Raw genomic sequence first — 16,069 nt, forward strand, 5'->3', positions numbered from 1 at the left:
TTAGAGTTTTCCGCGAATCAAAGATAATGTTAAATACTCAAGCACAAATAATATCTGGCTACAGCCAAAAAATTACCGATGTAAGTGATCGGATAGATCAAACAAAAAAAACAATAGACCAGCTTTCTTTTGTACGGATAGGACTATTCCTTGCTGAGATTTTGTTTTTTGTTTTGCTTCTAAATTCTGCTGATGACGAATGGAGAACGCTTGTTCAGGTTCTATTAATCCTGCCTGTTTTTGTTTTTGCACTCATTGTAAAAAAGCAAAGTAAACTCGATCGGGAAATAGACTATCAAAAACAATTACTCTGGGTTTATCAAAATGAATGGAACGTGCTAAATGGCATTGCTAATGGTTATGATCATGGTAAGGCTTTCGAATCAGAAACGCATGCTTATACTTCAGATCTTGATATTTTTGGTCATGCCTCATTATATGGTTTATTGAATCGGTGTTACACCAGAAACGGAAAAGAATTATTGGCTAAAAACCTCGCTAATAAATCTTCTGGAGATCACATCCTGGCACGCCAGGAAGCGGTAAAAGAAATGCATACTAAAATTAACGATACATTTGATTTTAGGGCGAATCTTCACGGCCATGATGTAGAAAAGATTGAACAAATCAAATTGCAGTTGAAGTCGCAGCTAGGCGAACAGCTCAGTTTTGTAAGAAATAAGCTGCTGAAATTTTATGTTGCGGTTGTACCGTACATCTCCGGTGCAATTATTCTGGCTGCCATTTTTTTAAACAGTGCATTTTGGAATCTCCTTATTCTTTATCTTATCATTAACATTGGTTTTATTGTATTGCAGAATTCGAAGATAAATAAGGTGTTTTATAGTTTTGGTGGTGGATCGAATCTGCTAAATGGTTATGCCGAAGCCATTTTATGGACGGAGAAACACCAATGGACCAGCACTTATATTTCAGCTTTATTTAAATCTAAAACGCCGGCAAGTGTAGAAATAAAAAATCTATCCAGGATTATTCAAAGTTTTGATGCAAGATTAAATATTGTGGTAGGTACAGCGCTGAACGCATTACTTTTATGGGATTTAAAATGTTGTATTAGCCTTGATCGCTGGTATCAGTCATCATCAAAAGATGTAATTTCTGCATTGAACCACCTGGGCGATTTTGAAGAATTAATTTCCCTTGCTACTTTGGTTCATAATCAGCCGGCCTGGGTTTTTCCGCAAATTACCAATGAATTTACACTTAGTACAAGGGAGATTGGTCATCCGTTAATCTCTCCTGATATCAGGGTAAATAATTCATTCAGCCTGGAAAATCAGCCAACGGTGGATATTGTAACCGGATCAAACATGGCCGGGAAAAGTACCTTCCTGCGTACTTTGGGCATTAATATGGTTTTGGCTTATGTTGGTGCACCTGTGTGTGCCCAATCCATGAGTTTATCTGTTTTTTCGATTAACACCTACATGCGAATTAAAGATTCGCTGAATGAGAGCACTTCTACATTTAAGGCAGAATTAAATCGCCTGAAGATGATTTTAGATCATGTAGTTGCTGATAAAGATACTTTTGTTCTAATTGATGAAATGTTACGCGGAACAAATAGCCGTGACAAGTATTTAGGCTCAAAAGTTTTTGTAGAAAAACTGATTGCTGAGCGAACCCCTGCATTGTTTGCTACCCACGATTTGCAGTTGGCAGACCTGAAAAATGATCATGAAAAAACGTTGCGTAATTTTCACTTCGATATTCAAATTGCAGAAGGAGAGATGAAGTTTGATTATAAATTAAAACAAGGTCCTTGTTCTGCCTTTAATGCAGCAATTTTGCTTAAAGAAATTGGTTTATCGTTATCTTAACCTTTCAGACTGATGAGTTTTCTTCAGAAAACTTCCCGCGGAATTTAATTGTTAATGATTTCTTAATAGTAAACTTGCAACTTACGGTCAATCAATTGATAAGATGATCAAAGCAAGTGATTTTGGGAAAGATTTTTCATGGGGCGTAGCCACTGCGGCACCACAGATTGAAGGTGCTTCGCAGTTATATGGCAAAGGGGCATCCATTTGGGATACCTTTTCCGCAAGAAGCGGCAAAATTAAAAAAGGGCATAAACTTGATATTGCCTGTGATTTCTACCATCAATACCGGGAAGATATTGCATTGGTTAAACTTTTAGGTTTTGAAGTGTTTCGGTTTTCTATGGCCTGGACTAGAATTTTGCCCACCGGCAGGGGTGAGGTGAACCCGGAAGGAATCCGGTTCTATCACAATGTAATTGATGAGTGCCTCAAGCAGGGAATTGTTCCATACATTACCTTGTATCATTGGGATTTGCCCCAGGCACTCGAAGATGAAGGTGGCTGGACGAGCTTCAGTATCAATGCCGCTTTCAATTCGTTTGTTAGTATTTGTGCTAAAGAATATGGTGATAAGGTTAAAAACTGGTTGGTGTTGAACGAGCCATTCGGTTTTACCTCACTTGGTTATATGCTGGGAATCCATGCGCCGGGAAAGACTGGCTTAAGTAATTTCTTCCCCGCAGTTTTACATACCGCAATTGCACAAGCAGAAGGTGGAAAAATCTTACGTGCAGAAGTTAGTCAGGCTAATATTGGTACCACGTACTCTTGTTCAGAAATTATTCCCTATACGCAAAGCGACAACGATATTTTGGCTGCAAACCGGGTAGATTGTCTTATAAACAGATTATTTGTGGAGCCAGCGCAGGGTTTGGGCTTTCCCACGGCCAATTGGGATTTGCTGGAGAAATTTCAAATTGAATACGGAACCTGGCGTTTAAATGATCGGATGAAATTTGATTTCGATTTTACCGGCCTCCAGAATTACTTCCCCTTAACGATAAAATACAACGCCTTTATCCCTGTTATTCAGGCCTGGGAAATAAAAGCCAAAAGCAGGAAAAAGCCACATACAACAATGGGATGGGAAATTAATGCTGATAGTTTTTATCGGATTATTAAGCAATTCGCTGCCTACCCAAATATTAAAAACCTGATGATTACGGAGAATGGTGCAGCTTATCATGATAAACTTGCAGATGGTAAAGTAATAGATGCCGAACGGATTGAGTATTTCGAATTGTATCTCACTGCCATGCTGAAGGCGAAGAATGAAGGTATCAATATTACTGGCTATATGGCCTGGACGCTTATGGATAATTTCGAATGGGCAGAAGGATTTAATGCAAGATTTGGTTTGGTTCATACCGATTTTAAAACATTAGCACGAACGATTAAATATTCAGGATACTGGTGGCAGGAGTTTTTACGGAATTAATTTTGAGATTGATTTGCTTTTCAATCTAACAGATAAGCTGTAATATTGGGCTTGAAAAAATTACAAACAGGGGTGGCCTTCATCTATACAGATAGACTGATTTTAATTCCCTTCACTACAGAGATTTTAACGTCTATCGAAAATGATGAGGGGGCATTATTGAAAGCAAATAAACTGGTTTACAGCAAAGGATGGCCAGATGAAGACGCTCTGGAAACATTCCCGAAGATTAAGAGAAACCTGGCACTTGTTACGCTTCCGACTGGATTTGAATCATGGCTGATTGTTAAAGAGGATGGTTTAGCTATTATTGGTGATGCTGGTTTTAAAGGGCGGCCAGACCATGATGGTAGAATAGATTTGGGATATGCTATAGCCGCAGGCGAAAGAAAAAATGGTTACGCCCTGGAAGCTGCCGAAGGGCTGATGAATTGGGCTTTCCAGCAGCAAGGCGTGAGGGCTGTAACAGCAAGTTGTTTAAAGTCTAATGCCGGCTCGGCTAAGCTTTTGCAAAAATTAGCATTTAAAGAATTGAGCAGTGATACAGAAATGATTTACTGGTTGAAAAAGAGTTTCTGAAATTACTATCCAAATATGGGATACACTTAAACTCTTTTTTTATAAGGTTGCTGATGAGATTGCTTCGTCGTACCTCCTCGCAAAGACGATCACAAAAAAAAACCGTTTGAGTTAACTCAAACGGTTTTTCGATATATAGACTTTAGACTTCCGACTAAAGACTTTCTGGTCTCTTAAAGCGCCGCTTTTGCAGCAGCTTCAGCTCTGATAATGTTCAACGCACCACCAGCTTTAAACCAGTCGATTTGTTGTGCATTATAACTGTGGTTAACAGGGAACTGCTCTTCAGAGCCATCAGCATGGTGCAATACCAGGGTTAATGGTTTATCTGGTGCAAATTCTGTTAAGCCTAAGATGTCGATTTTATCATCCTCAAGGATTTTATCATAATCATCTTTATCAGCAAAGGTTAAACCCAGCATACCTTGTTTTTTAAGGTTAGTTTCGTGAATACGGGCAAAAGATTTTACCAATACTGCACGAACACCTAAGTGGCGGGGCTCCATAGCTGCATGCTCACGAGATGAACCTTCCCCATAGTTTTCATCACCTACTACGATTGCTCCAATACTAGCGGCTTTGTAATCACGTTGGGTTGCCGGAACAGGTCCGTATTCGCCTGTTAAGCTATTTTTAACATTATCTGTTTTATCGTTGAAGTAGTTTACTGCACCAATTAACATGTTGTTAGAAATGTTATCTAAGTGACCACGGAATTTTAACCATGGACCAGCCATAGAAATGTGATCCGTTGTACACTTACCTTTAGCTTTAATTAAAAGGTTTAAGCCTTTTAAGTCTGTACCTTCCCAAGGAGTGAAAGGATCTAATAATTGTAAACGGTGAGAAGTTGGAGAAACCAAAACATCTACCGAAGAACCATCAGCAGCTGGTGCCTGATAACCTGCATCCTCTACCGCGAAACCTTTTGTAGGTAATTCATCACCAGTAGGCGGATCCAGTTTAATCTGCTCGCCTTTATCATTTGTTAATGTATCGGTTAGTGGATTGAAACCTAAATCTCCGGCAATTGTAATAGCAGCAACCATTTCTGGTGAGGCTACAAAAGCGAAGGTATTGGGGTTACCATCAGCACGTTTAGCGAAGTTTCTGTTGAAAGAGTGTACGATTGTATTTTTTTCTGCTTTTTCTGAACCTGTTCTGTCCCACATCCCAATACATGGTCCGCAGGCATTGGTAAAGATAGTTGCATTTAAATCTTCGAAAGTTTTTAAGAAACCATCACGATCTGCTGTATAACGTACCTGCTCAGATCCCGGGTTGATACCGAAATCAGCTTTGGTTACCAATCCTTTTGCAATAGCCTGGTTAGCGATAGATGCTGCTCTTGATAAATCTTCGTAAGAAGAGTTGGTACAAGAACCGATTAATCCCCATTCTACTTTCAAAGGCCAGCCATTTTTTTCAGCTTCCACTTTCATTTGAGAAACAGGAGTAGCTAAATCTGGCGTAAACGGACCGTTTAAATAGGGTTCTAAAGTATCTAAATCAATCTCAATAACCTGATCGAAATATTTTTCCGGATCAGCATAAACTTCACTGTCGCCCGTTAAGTATGCTGCAATTTTATTAGCTTCATCAGCAACTTCGCTACGATCTGTAGCACGTAAATAACGTTCCATGCTTTCGTCATAACCGAAGGTAGAAGTAGTTGCACCAATTTCAGCCCCCATATTACAAATGGTACCTTTACCGGTACAGCTTAAGTTAATGGCGCCATCACCAAAATACTCTACAATTGCACCAGTACCACCTTTTACAGTTAAAATACCAGCCACTTTAAGAATAACATCTTTAGCTGCAGTCCAGCCGTTTAGTTTACCCGTTAATTTTACACCGATTAACTTAGGGAATTTAAGCTCCCATGGTAAGCCAGCCATCACATCACAAGCATCAGCACCACCAACACCAATTGCAACCATGCCCAAGCCACCTGCATTAACAGTGTGTGAATCTGTTCCAATCATCATTCCACCCGGGAAAGCATAATTTTCTAAAACTACCTGGTGAATAATACCTGCTCCTGGTTTCCAGAAACCGATACCATATTTATTTGATACAGATGATAAGAAATCAAAAACTTCAGCACTTTCTGTTCTGGCGTGAGGTAAATCTACTGATGCACCTTCTTTAGCCGTAATTAAGTGATCGCAGTGAACTGTAGAAGGAACAGCAACCTGTGGGCGGCCAGCTTGCATAAACTGCAAAAGTGCCATTTGCGCCGTTGCATCTTGCATTGCAACGCGATCTGGAGCGAAATCTACGTAATCCGTTCCGCGTGAAAATGCTTTTCTAGGATCGCCATCCCAAAGGTGAGCATATAATATTTTTTCTGATAATGTTAAAGGTCTGCCAACAATCTTACGGGCCGCATCTACACGAGGGCCGAAGTTTGCATAAACCTTTTTAATCATGTCTATGTCAAAAGCCATCGATTTTTATTGGTTAAAAGGTAATACTTCTATTCTAATAGCTGCGAATTTACAAAAAAAAAGCACCTCTTGCGGTCATCCTTAGATCATTGTATTATTTGGAAATATTCTAAATAAATGTAAAATAGGAATTGAGATCTGAAGCTTAGTAAGGTATTGCCATATAATGTCCGTTAACGAACGGTACTGTTCAATTGTGAACACCTGAAAAATAAAGAACCAGCATTATCTGTGTTCATGCGATCAATAACAGCCCTCAGCTGTAATGGCATTAGAATGGCTTCTAACTACAATGTTGAAAAAGTGAAACCTTTATCTGCAAAATATTTTAGAACCCGGGGTAGCGCGTATGCTAACCGGTCGAATGCTTTCAGGCTATCGTGAAATACAATAATGGAGCCATTTTCGGTATGTTTTATCACGTTTTGATAACATTTTTCGGGAGAAAGGTTAATGTCAAAATCTCCGCTGAGCACATCCCACATGATGATGTTTAGTTGGGAGTTTTGAGTTTTGAGTCTTGAGTCTGGACTTACGACTAAAGACTTAAGACTTTTAATCTGAGATTTCTTTATTCTTCCGTAAGGTGGCCGAAAAAGATTGGATTGCGTAAGTGCCTGACACTTTAAAGTATTTTGAATATAGGTTTCATCGTCGGTTTTCCATCCTTTTAAATGATTAAAAGTATGGTTTCCGATGGCATGTCCGTCGTTTATGACCTGTGCGTAAACGTCGGGATGCTTAACAATATTATCACCGATGCAAAAAAAAGTAGCTTTTGCACTAAAAGCTTTTAAAGTTTTTAAAACAAAATCTGTAACATTGGGTATAGGTCCATCGTCAAAGGTCAAATAAATAACTTTTTCGGTGCGGGATTTATTCCAAAGTAATGATGGGTAATACCATTTTAGCAGAAGCGGTGATTTGATCAGGTACATTTAACTTCAAAGTTAGTAAATGCTTGTACAGATTGAAATTATTAAAGTCGTTTATATAGATTTGAAACCAAATTATGAAGATGTTTACCCAAACAAAATTTTTCGCCGGTTCTGTAATATTAGTTGCGCTTGGTTTTAGCCAAACACTTAAAGCACAGGAAGTAATAACCATACAACAAGCGGTTGATAATACCTTAAAAAATAATCTTACCATTAAGCAGGCTCAGTTTAGTGCTGCAATAACGGATGAGAATTTAAGACAATCTAAATATGCGCTTTATCCAAATTTGACTGCAAGTATAAATCCAAACTTAACTTTCGGACGTGGTTTGGATCAAACGACTTTTCAGGTTACCAATCAAACATCTTTATATACAAGTGGTAACTTAACTACCAATGTAGATTTGTTTCAGGGTTTTTCTAAAATCAATCAAATTCGACAAAATAAGCTGCTGTTAGCTGCTGATCAAACTAATGTTGAAAAAGTTAAAAATGATTTAATCTTGAATGTTGTTACGGCATATCTTCAGGTACTATATAATACGGATTTAGAAAGGGCGTCTAAAGAACAATTAGATATTGCAAACAAAACTTTAACAAGAGAAAATGCATTACTCGATGCTGGTAATAAAACTCTTGCTGATGTTTCTCAGGCTAAATCACAGGTTGCGACTGCAGAACTTAACTTAACTAATGCTCAAAACGCATTGTCTATTTCCTATCTTACACTAGGGCAATTAATGGAGATGCAGCCAAATCAAAAATTCGTCGTTCAGGCACCGTTAATTGATAATGTGAAAGCTGTTCCTTCTACAGCAAGCGCTGATGAAATTTATAATAATGCATTAAATATTTTTCCCGACATCAAATTAGCAAGTTTACGTACTCAGGCAGATAAGCAAGCAATCGCCGTTGCGAAAGGGGCTTATTATCCGTCATTAAGTTTCGGGGCTGGGCTTAATACCTCCTATTCCTACCAGTTTAATTACGCCGGGGCATTTCCTCAGTCTTCTTTTGCCGACCAGATAAATCAACGTTTAGGGCAAAGTGTTGGAATGAGTTTGCAGATACCAATTTTTAATGGGTTTACAGCTCGATCAACTGTTCGCAGAGCGAAAATTACATATCAGAATAGTTTAACGACTGAGCAACTTGCGAAAAATAATTTAAATAAAGTTATTTTTCAGGCTACAACAGATCTGAAAGCTGCGCAAAGCCGTTATGGTTCGACCCAAAATGCTTTTGACGCACAAAAAGATGCCTTTTATGTAGTTGAACAACGCTATAATGTTGGCTTGGTAAATTCCTTGGATTTCAGCACAGCGCAAACCAATAGAAATAAAGCTGAAATAGATTTTATACAGGCTAAATACGACCTTTTGTTCAGGGCAAAGGTGATTGATTATTATTTAGGGAAACAGATAACATTTTAAATAACCACAAAGGAAACACATTAACAATTATGAAACTGAAGCACATATTAATTACCATTGGTGTTATCATAGCCATTTTAATCACACTGAAGCTTACTGGAGTAATCGGGGGCGATAAAACTGAAAAAGTAACTACAGAGAAAGCATCGGCAAAAACGGTTGTTGAAACAGTTACGGCTAGTGGTAAAATCCAGCCAGAAACTGAAGTGAAATTAAGTTCTGAAGTCTCAGGAGAAGTGGTGCAATTAACGGTTAAAGAAGGTGATATTGTAAAAGCAGGCCAGTTGCTTTGTAAGGTTCGGCCGGATATTTTACAATCAGGATACGAGCGAACAGTTGCGTCTTTTAATGCGCAAAAAGCTAGCGTTGCCGCGGCACAACAACAGCTGATACAAAATCAGGCTAATTTTGTTAACGCAGAAGCTACTTATAAACGTAATGTAGAGCTTTTTAAGAAAAAGGTAATTTCTGCGTCTGAATTTGATTCGGCAAAAGCAGCATATTTAACAGCAAAAGCAACATTAGCCAGTGCAAAAGAAAGCGTAACAGGTGCTAAATTTACGCTCGAGCAAACTGGCGCAAATGTTAAGGAAGCTGGTGCAAACTTAGCCAGAACAACCATTTATGCCCCGGCTGATGGGGTGGTTTCAAAACTTTCTATAGAATTGGGCGATCGTATTTTAGGTACCTCGCAAATGGCCGGAACAGAAATCATGCGGATTTCAAACTTATCTTCAATGGAAGTTAATGTTGATGTTAATGAGAATGATATTACCCGTGTCAAAGTAGGAGATAAAGCATCAATAGAAGTAGATGCATTTTCAGATAAGAAATTTAGAGGAGTGGTTACTGAAATTGCCAGTTCATCAACTGCTGTTGGAACGGTAACCGCTACCTCGGTAGATCAGGTGACTAATTTCTCTGTAAAAATCAGAATCACAGAGGTTATGGAAGGAAAGCAACAGTCGATCTTCCGTCCGGGAATGTCTGCAACGGTAGATATTGAAAGTGCCTCTCTTAACGGTTTAGCCATTCCAATTCAGGCTGTGTTTACTGATAGCGGTAAAAGTTCAGATAAGAACGAAAATACCGGGGAGAACTCTGATAAGCAAAAATCAAAATTAGCTGATAAGAAAGTTAAGCAGTTTGTATACAATTATGATGCAAAAACTAAAAAAGTTAAAAAGGTTGAAGTAACTACAGGAATTCAGAATGATCAGTTTATCATTGTTAAATCTGGTCTAAAATCCGGACAGGAAATTGTAACTGGTCCCTATTCTGCTATTCAGAATAAACTGAAGGACGGAATGATTGTAGAGAAAACGGCTAAAGACCAATTATTTAGCAAAGACGGTAAAAAGTAGTTTATAATTAATCGCAAGAAATAGTAACTTGCAAAGGTTTGAGGTGTAAACTTTAGGGTTTGGGGTGTAAGGTTTAGGGTTATAGGCAATGGTCTAAATCTTAAGTCTTACACCTTTACCTTTTTTCATAATATGTTGCACCTTTTACCTTAAACCTTTTTTTATAACATGGTACCTAAAATAGCGATGATAGGGGGCGGTAGTTGGGCTACAGCTATTGTGAAAATGCTATCTGATAATTCATCAGAGAAAGATATATATTGGTGGATGCGGAATGAAGTTGCGATAGAACATATCAAAAAGTTCAAGCATAATCCTCATTATTTAAGTTCGGTAGAGATCAAGTTACCCGAAGATAATATCTCCTCAGATATTGCCTGCATCATTAAATCGGCTGATTTTGTAATCTTAAATGTTCCTGCTGCTTTTTTAAAAGCGAGTTTAAATGGGATCACGGCTGAAGACTTAAAAGGAAAAAAGATTGTTTCTGCCATTAAAGGAATTGTACCGGAAGATAATTTGATTATCGGAGAATTTTTACATGAAATTTATAGTGTTCCTTACGACGATATTTTAGTGGTAAGTGGTCCGTGTCACGCAGAAGAAGTTGCTTTTGAGAAACTGTCTTACCTTACCATTGCCTGTACCAATATTCAGGTTGCATCTACCTTTGCCGCTTTCCTGAATACCAGATATATCAAAACAAATGTTTCTGATGATATTTTCGGAACGGAGTATGCTGCAGTGTTGAAAAACATTTATGCTGTTGCCAGTGGTATTTGTCATGGTATTGGTTATGGCGATAATTTCCAGGCGGTTCTGATTAGCAATGCCATCCGGGAAATTAAGCGCTTTGTTGATGCAGTACACCCTATTAACCGCGACATTAAAGAATCGGCCTATCTCGGCGACCTATTAGTTACGGCATATTCTCAATTTAGCCGTAACCGCACATTCGGAAACATGGTAGGGAAAGGCTACACGGTAAAATCAGCCCAATTGGAAATGAATATGGTTGCTGAGGGTTATTATGCAGTAAAATGTATGCATATTAAAAATCAGGCTTATGAAGTAGATATGCCCATTAGTAAAGCTGTGCACAATATTTTATATGGAAATCGTTCACCACGGATTGAGATGAAATTACTGGCAGAGAAATTAAATTGATTTTTAACAAGGAGATCTGTCGAGCACCTTAATCCAGGCGAATTCCTTTCTACCAGTTAAATGAAAAATTCATGAAGAAAAACAAATTTAACAGTTTGTAATGCCTCGAATTAAAACAAATCAATGCGTTGTCTGTTATCACATGAAATAAATATAAAGGCCATGAAAAAGAAATTTTCAATCGGATTATTAGCGCTTGCATTAGTTGGTGGATTAACCTTCAGTGCCGGTGCACAAGAGAAAAAAACAGAAGTAGGTAAAGCATTAGATCATACGGGTAAAGCAATTGGAAAAGGAGCAAAATCAGTAGGTAATAAAACCGCTGAAGTTGCTGTTAAAGGAGGTTCGAAAGTTGCAGATAAAACCTGGAAAGGTAAAATGGCACCAGATGGCTCTGATGTGTACATCAACGCAAAAAATGAAAAGTATTACGTTAATGCTAAAGGCGCGAAGATTTGGTTAAAACCTAGCCAGATTAAAACGAGACCAGCATCTAAAAAATAGTATCTGGCATATTTTTAAAGAAAGCAGCTCAACGAAATGAGCTGCTTTTTTTTTCTATAATTTTAGAGAAAATATGCTTTTAATATAGAAATCATCGTCTGCCACGGAAGTTTCTAACGGCACTTCAGTCTGATCAATAAGAAGCCGCTCTGTTTTAGTTCCGATAACTTTAACATTCATTTCCATGGGTGGACGATTGCCCAACTTTAGGAAAAAAATATTATTTCCTCCTCTTGCAATCTCGGCAAGGGTAGTGGAAAATATCTGGTTAAATGCATATGCCGTTTTCGGTGTTGAAAAAGGCGGCCTGATACTAAACTCAACAGGTTTTGAAACACCTTGAGCATCTTTATAATAAAGTTGAATCTGATCTTTAGTAAAGGCACCAGTATTTGTTGCATTTAACAAATCAGAACCATTGCTGCTTTTTATCGACAAACTAAAGTAAGCTTCTGTGACGGGGGAACAAGCACATGGCCCGCCTCCGGGATCAAGGTTCTTTTTGCAACCAATACCAATAATAAACATCACGGCGAGCGTAATAAAGACTTTTTTCATAATTAGTTTTTTCCTTTAAACGGGGCTACTATAAATATCGCTACAAAGACTGCAGAATATACAGCAAAAAAAATCCCGTTAGCGTAGCTATCGGGATTGATGTAAGTATGATTATTTTTAAACAATCGTTCCGTATAAATCGAAGTCTTCTGCCCGGTCTATTTTAACTTTAACAAAACTTCCGTTTGCAGCATAACCGGTTGCAGCGTCAATTAAAACTTCATTATCTACTTCAGGAGAATCAAATTCAGTTCTTCCAACAAAGAAATCCCCTTCTTTTTTATCAACCAATACTTTAAACGTTTGGCCTACTTTCTCCTGATTGATATCGAAGGAAATCCCTTGTTGAATTTCCATAATGTCATCAACGCGTTGTTGTTTTACTTCTTCAGGCACATCATCAATAAGTGTATGTGCATGGGTTTTTTCTTCGTGAGAATAAGTAAAGCAACCCAAGCGATCAAATTTGGTATCAGCCACCCAGGCAGCCATTTCTTCAAAATCATGTTGTGTTTCGCCTGGATAACCACAAATTAAAGTGGTACGCATGGCAATATTGGGTACTTTATCTCTGATCTGATTAACCAGGTCGATTGTTTTTTGCTTGGTGGTACCGCGGCGCATTGATTTCAGCATGTTATCTGTAATGTGCTGCAGCGGCATATCCAGGTATTTACAAATGTTATCACGCTCATTCATGGCATCTAAAATTTCCATTGGGAAGCCAGAAGGGTAGGCGTATTGCAAGCGAATCCACTCAATACCTGGTACGTCAGAAATGCGGCGCATTAACTCATCTAACTTACGAACACCGTATAAATCTAATCCGTAATAGGTAAGATCCTGCGCAATTAAAATAAGTTCTTTAGTGCCGTTTTTAGCAAGAATTTTAGCCTCATTAACCAATTCTTCCATTGGTTTACTCATGTGCTTTCCGCGCATCAGCGGAATGGCGCAAAATGAGCATGGACGATTACAGCCTTCTGCAATTTTAAAATATGCATAATGTGATGGCGTGGTAAGCAAACGTTCACCAATAAGTTCGTGTTTGTAATTTGCACCTAATTCGTGCAGGATATTTTGTAAATCGTTTGTGCCGAAAAAGGCATCAACGTTGGTAATTTCTGATTCTAATTCTGGTTTGTAACGCTCAGATAAGCATCCCGTTACTACCACTTTTCCAATTTTACCAGCTTCTTTCAATTCACTGAATTGCAGGATGGTATCAATTGATTCTTGTTTAGCATTGTCGATGAAACCACAGGTATTAATTACCACGATATCATCTTTCCCCATCTTATCAGATTCGTGAACCACATTTAAATTGTTTCCACGCAACTGACCCATTAACACCTCCGAATCGTAGATATTTTTTGAGCAACCCAAAGTAATTACATTGATTTTAGGTTGTTTAACTGCTGTTTTATTTCTTGCTATTTTTGTATTCATATTTATATGATTTCACCGATTATACATGATTCACAGATTAAGTGTTCATCACTATTGCCGATGATTTTCCACCAGTTTATACCTTTACATTGACAATCTTTTAACTTCGCAACTGGTGTTTCCGAAATTAATTAATAAACCTGTTTTTATATTGCTGGCTTTTAGATAAGACAACAGCTGGCTTTGGAACAATTTCGGTTGAAAGCCAGTTACAGATTTCAATTCAACGATGACTTTATCCTCTACCAAAAGATCACATCTAAATTTCCCTATCCTCACGTTTTGAAATATTACATCAAATTCTTTCTCGGCCTCAAATATTAAACCAGCCTCTTTCAATTGTATTTTTAGGGCATTTGCGTAGATCTTTTCCAGAAATCCTGGTCCAAGCTGATTATGGACTTGGTAACAGCATCCGATTATTGTTGCAGTCAGGCTATCTTTTTGATCTTCAATCATATTTAAAGATATCAAAAATCTATCTTATCGCCCAGCCATCTTCAATCATTCAGAAATGTCAACTACCCAGATCGATGGAATCACTTAAAAATCTGTGTAATCAACTGCTTGCACGTTACTTAAACAAACTATTCACAAATTCTTTTTTATCGAACAGCTGCAAATCGCCTATTTTTTCTCCTACACCAATATATTTAACAGGTATTTTAAACTGATCTGAAATCCCGATCACAACTCCACCTTTAGCTGTTCCATCTAGTTTAGTAATGGCTAATGCATTCACATCAGTAGCTTCAGTAAACTGTTTACATTGTTCAAAAGCATTCTGACCAGTTGAAGCGTCTAAAACCAATAAAATTTCATGCGGTGCATTGGGTATAACCTTTTGCATCACCTGCTTAATTTTGCCAAGCTCGTTCATCAAGCCAACTTTGTTATGCAACCGGCCAGCGGTATCAATAATCACCACATCTTCACCAGCGGCTACAGCAGATTGTAAAGTATCGAAAGCAACAGAAGCCGGATCTGAACCCATCGCCTGCGCAACCACCCTAACGCCCACGCGTTCACCCCAAAGTTTGATCTGTTCTACCGCAGCAGCCCTGAAAGTATCTGCAGCACCTAACACTACTTTCAGTCCTGATTCTTTTAACTTATGGGCCAGTTTACCAATGGTGGTAGTTTTACCAACTCCATTAACCCCAACTACCATAATGACGTAAGGTTTATGGTCGCCATATTCGAACTGACGGAAATCGTTGCTGTTATTTTCTGCCAGTAGAAATTGAATTTCATCGCGTAAAATGTAATTCAGTTCAGATGTGTTAAGGTATTTATCTTTCGATACGCGTTCTTCAATCCGTTTAATAATTTTTAATGTGGTGCTTACACCAACATCAGAAGTAACCAAAACCTCTTCCAGGTTATCCAGTACCTCATCATCAACAGAAGATTTACCTGCAACAGCTTTGGTTATCTTATTGAAAAAACCATCTTTTGTTTTTTCTAAGCCTTTATCCAGTGCTTCCTGCGCTTCAGGTGCAGTTTCTTTCTTTTTGAAAAAATCGAATAAACCCATATCTAAATTTATATAACGAAAAAAAGCCCTTCCGGTTAAAACGGAACGGCCTTTAATATTTTAAATATTAAAAATATTAATCTTATTTAGATGCAATAGCATCTTTTACGTGGTCGTTATGTACGATAAGTTCTTTGAATGAATAAGCACCGGTTTTTGGTGATTTAATCATTGTAATTACTTTCGAATATTCTTTACCACTACCTGTTTTAAGGGTCGCAACTACTTTCTTTGCCATGTTCTTATGTTTTTAATGATTGAGTTAGAGAATGTTGGAAGGATTGAAATTAATTCAACCTTTCGGTCAATCTATCATTCAACTATTTAATTTCTTTATGTACGGTTACTTTTCTCAACACTGGATTGAATTTTTTCAATTCTAAACGCTCTGTTGTGTTTTTACGGTTCTTGGTAGAAATATATCTAGACATACCTGGCATGCCACTTTCTTTATGTTCAGTACATTCTAAAATAACCTGAACTCTGTTACCTTTTTTTGCCATTATAATATAAATTTAAACTGTTAATCTCAACAGTTAATGTTTTTTACAAAAATCCTTTTTTAACGAAACGGTTGATGGCTTCGCTGATACCCACTTTATTAATGGTTTTAATCGCTGAAGTCGAAACTTTCAACGTAATCCAACGGTTTTCTTCAGGAATATAAAATTTCTGAAGTTGAAGGTTCGGGTAAAATTTGCGTTTGGTTTTAACGTTTGAGTGAGAAACGTTGTTACCTACCATTGCTTTTTTTCCTGTTAAATCACAAACTCTTGACATGACTTGTAAATATAGTTGTTAATAT

Annotated in this window: 16 protein-coding genes; 7 read left to right on the plus strand and 9 right to left on the minus strand. The window is 37.8% G+C overall.

From position 1 onward, the window contains the following. The first annotated feature begins 26 nt into the window (after window positions 1–26). The 3 genes from GJU39_RS02140 (at window position 27) to GJU39_RS02150 (ending at window position 3,861) form a co-directional block, all read left to right on the plus strand. On the plus strand, window positions 27–1,841 hold the full coding sequence (locus tag GJU39_RS02140) for a MutS-related protein (RefSeq protein WP_154279039.1): 1,815 nt from the start codon (window positions 27–29) through the stop codon (window positions 1,839–1,841). A 103-nt stretch (window positions 1,842–1,944) separates the two neighbouring features. Then, window positions 1,945–3,282 carry a GH1 family beta-glucosidase gene (locus tag GJU39_RS02145; RefSeq protein WP_154279040.1) on the plus strand — a complete coding sequence of 446 codons (1,338 nt, stop codon included), beginning with the start codon at window positions 1,945–1,947 and terminating at the stop codon, window positions 3,280–3,282. Between the two features lie 51 nt (window positions 3,283–3,333). Next, window positions 3,334–3,861, plus strand: coding sequence for a GNAT family N-acetyltransferase (locus GJU39_RS02150; protein ID WP_154279041.1), 528 nt, complete (start codon window positions 3,334–3,336; stop codon window positions 3,859–3,861). A gap of 173 nt (window positions 3,862–4,034) precedes the next feature. Here GJU39_RS02150 and GJU39_RS02155 read toward each other — a convergent pair whose 3' ends face one another. After that, entirely contained in the window at window positions 4,035–6,314 is a 2,280-nt protein-coding gene (locus GJU39_RS02155; RefSeq protein WP_154279042.1) for an aconitate hydratase, read from the minus strand. A gap of 287 nt (window positions 6,315–6,601) precedes the next feature. Further along, a complete protein-coding gene (locus GJU39_RS02160; protein WP_154279043.1) occupies window positions 6,602–7,252 on the minus strand; it encodes a polysaccharide deacetylase family protein in 651 nt (216 codons plus the stop codon). A gap of 74 nt (window positions 7,253–7,326) precedes the next feature. Between GJU39_RS02160 and GJU39_RS02165 the strand changes: the two genes are divergently transcribed. The 4 genes from GJU39_RS02165 to GJU39_RS02180 all read left to right on the plus strand — a co-directional run bounded on the left by GJU39_RS02165 (window position 7,327) and on the right by GJU39_RS02180 (window position 11,720). After that, window positions 7,327–8,685, plus strand: a complete 1,359-nt coding sequence (locus GJU39_RS02165) for a TolC family protein (RefSeq protein WP_154279044.1) — start codon at window positions 7,327–7,329, stop codon at window positions 8,683–8,685. 29 nt (window positions 8,686–8,714) lie between these two features. After that, the gene (locus GJU39_RS02170; protein ID WP_154279045.1) at window positions 8,715–10,049 is read left to right on the plus strand and encodes an efflux RND transporter periplasmic adaptor subunit; all 1,335 of its coding nucleotides are present in this window, start codon (window positions 8,715–8,717) and stop codon (window positions 10,047–10,049) included. Window positions 10,050–10,217: 168 nt separating this feature from the next. Beyond that, window positions 10,218–11,216, plus strand: a complete 999-nt coding sequence (locus GJU39_RS02175) for an NAD(P)H-dependent glycerol-3-phosphate dehydrogenase (RefSeq protein WP_245227652.1) — start codon at window positions 10,218–10,220, stop codon at window positions 11,214–11,216. Window positions 11,217–11,378: 162 nt separating this feature from the next. Further along, entirely contained in the window at window positions 11,379–11,720 is a 342-nt protein-coding gene (locus GJU39_RS02180; protein ID WP_154279046.1) for a hypothetical protein, read from the plus strand. Between the two features lie 54 nt (window positions 11,721–11,774). Here GJU39_RS02180 and GJU39_RS02185 read toward each other — a convergent pair whose 3' ends face one another. The 7 genes from GJU39_RS02185 to rpmB all read right to left on the minus strand — a co-directional run bounded on the left by GJU39_RS02185 (window position 11,775) and on the right by rpmB (window position 16,044). Then, window positions 11,775–12,278 (minus strand): hypothetical protein, encoded by a 504-nt coding sequence (locus GJU39_RS02185; RefSeq protein WP_154279047.1) that lies wholly within the window; start codon window positions 12,276–12,278, stop codon window positions 11,775–11,777. A gap of 117 nt (window positions 12,279–12,395) precedes the next feature. Further along, window positions 12,396–13,727: a 30S ribosomal protein S12 methylthiotransferase RimO gene (rimO, locus tag GJU39_RS02190; protein ID WP_154279048.1), complete on the minus strand. Its 1,332-nt coding sequence runs from the start codon at window positions 13,725–13,727 to the stop codon at window positions 12,396–12,398. Between the two features lie 84 nt (window positions 13,728–13,811). After that, complete coding sequence (locus GJU39_RS02195) at window positions 13,812–14,186, minus strand: GxxExxY protein (RefSeq protein WP_154279049.1); 375 nt, start codon at window positions 14,184–14,186, stop codon at window positions 13,812–13,814. Window positions 14,187–14,301: 115 nt separating this feature from the next. Then, window positions 14,302–15,264, minus strand: a complete 963-nt coding sequence (gene ftsY / locus GJU39_RS02200) for a signal recognition particle-docking protein FtsY (RefSeq protein WP_154279050.1) — start codon at window positions 15,262–15,264, stop codon at window positions 14,302–14,304. Window positions 15,265–15,346: 82 nt separating this feature from the next. Further along, complete coding sequence (locus tag GJU39_RS02205; protein ID WP_154279051.1) at window positions 15,347–15,502, minus strand: DUF4295 domain-containing protein; 156 nt, start codon at window positions 15,500–15,502, stop codon at window positions 15,347–15,349. 82 nt (window positions 15,503–15,584) lie between these two features. After that, a complete protein-coding gene (rpmG, locus tag GJU39_RS02210; protein ID WP_010599807.1) occupies window positions 15,585–15,767 on the minus strand; it encodes a 50S ribosomal protein L33 in 183 nt (60 codons plus the stop codon). 43 nt (window positions 15,768–15,810) lie between these two features. Then, window positions 15,811–16,044 carry a 50S ribosomal protein L28 gene (gene rpmB, locus GJU39_RS02215; protein WP_025145121.1) on the minus strand — a complete coding sequence of 78 codons (234 nt, stop codon included), beginning with the start codon at window positions 16,042–16,044 and terminating at the stop codon, window positions 15,811–15,813. Window positions 16,045–16,069: the final 25 nt, after the last annotated feature.

The sequence above is a fragment of the Pedobacter petrophilus genome (assembly GCF_009674725.1).
Lineage (GTDB): Bacteria > Bacteroidota > Bacteroidia > Sphingobacteriales > Sphingobacteriaceae > Pedobacter > Pedobacter petrophilus.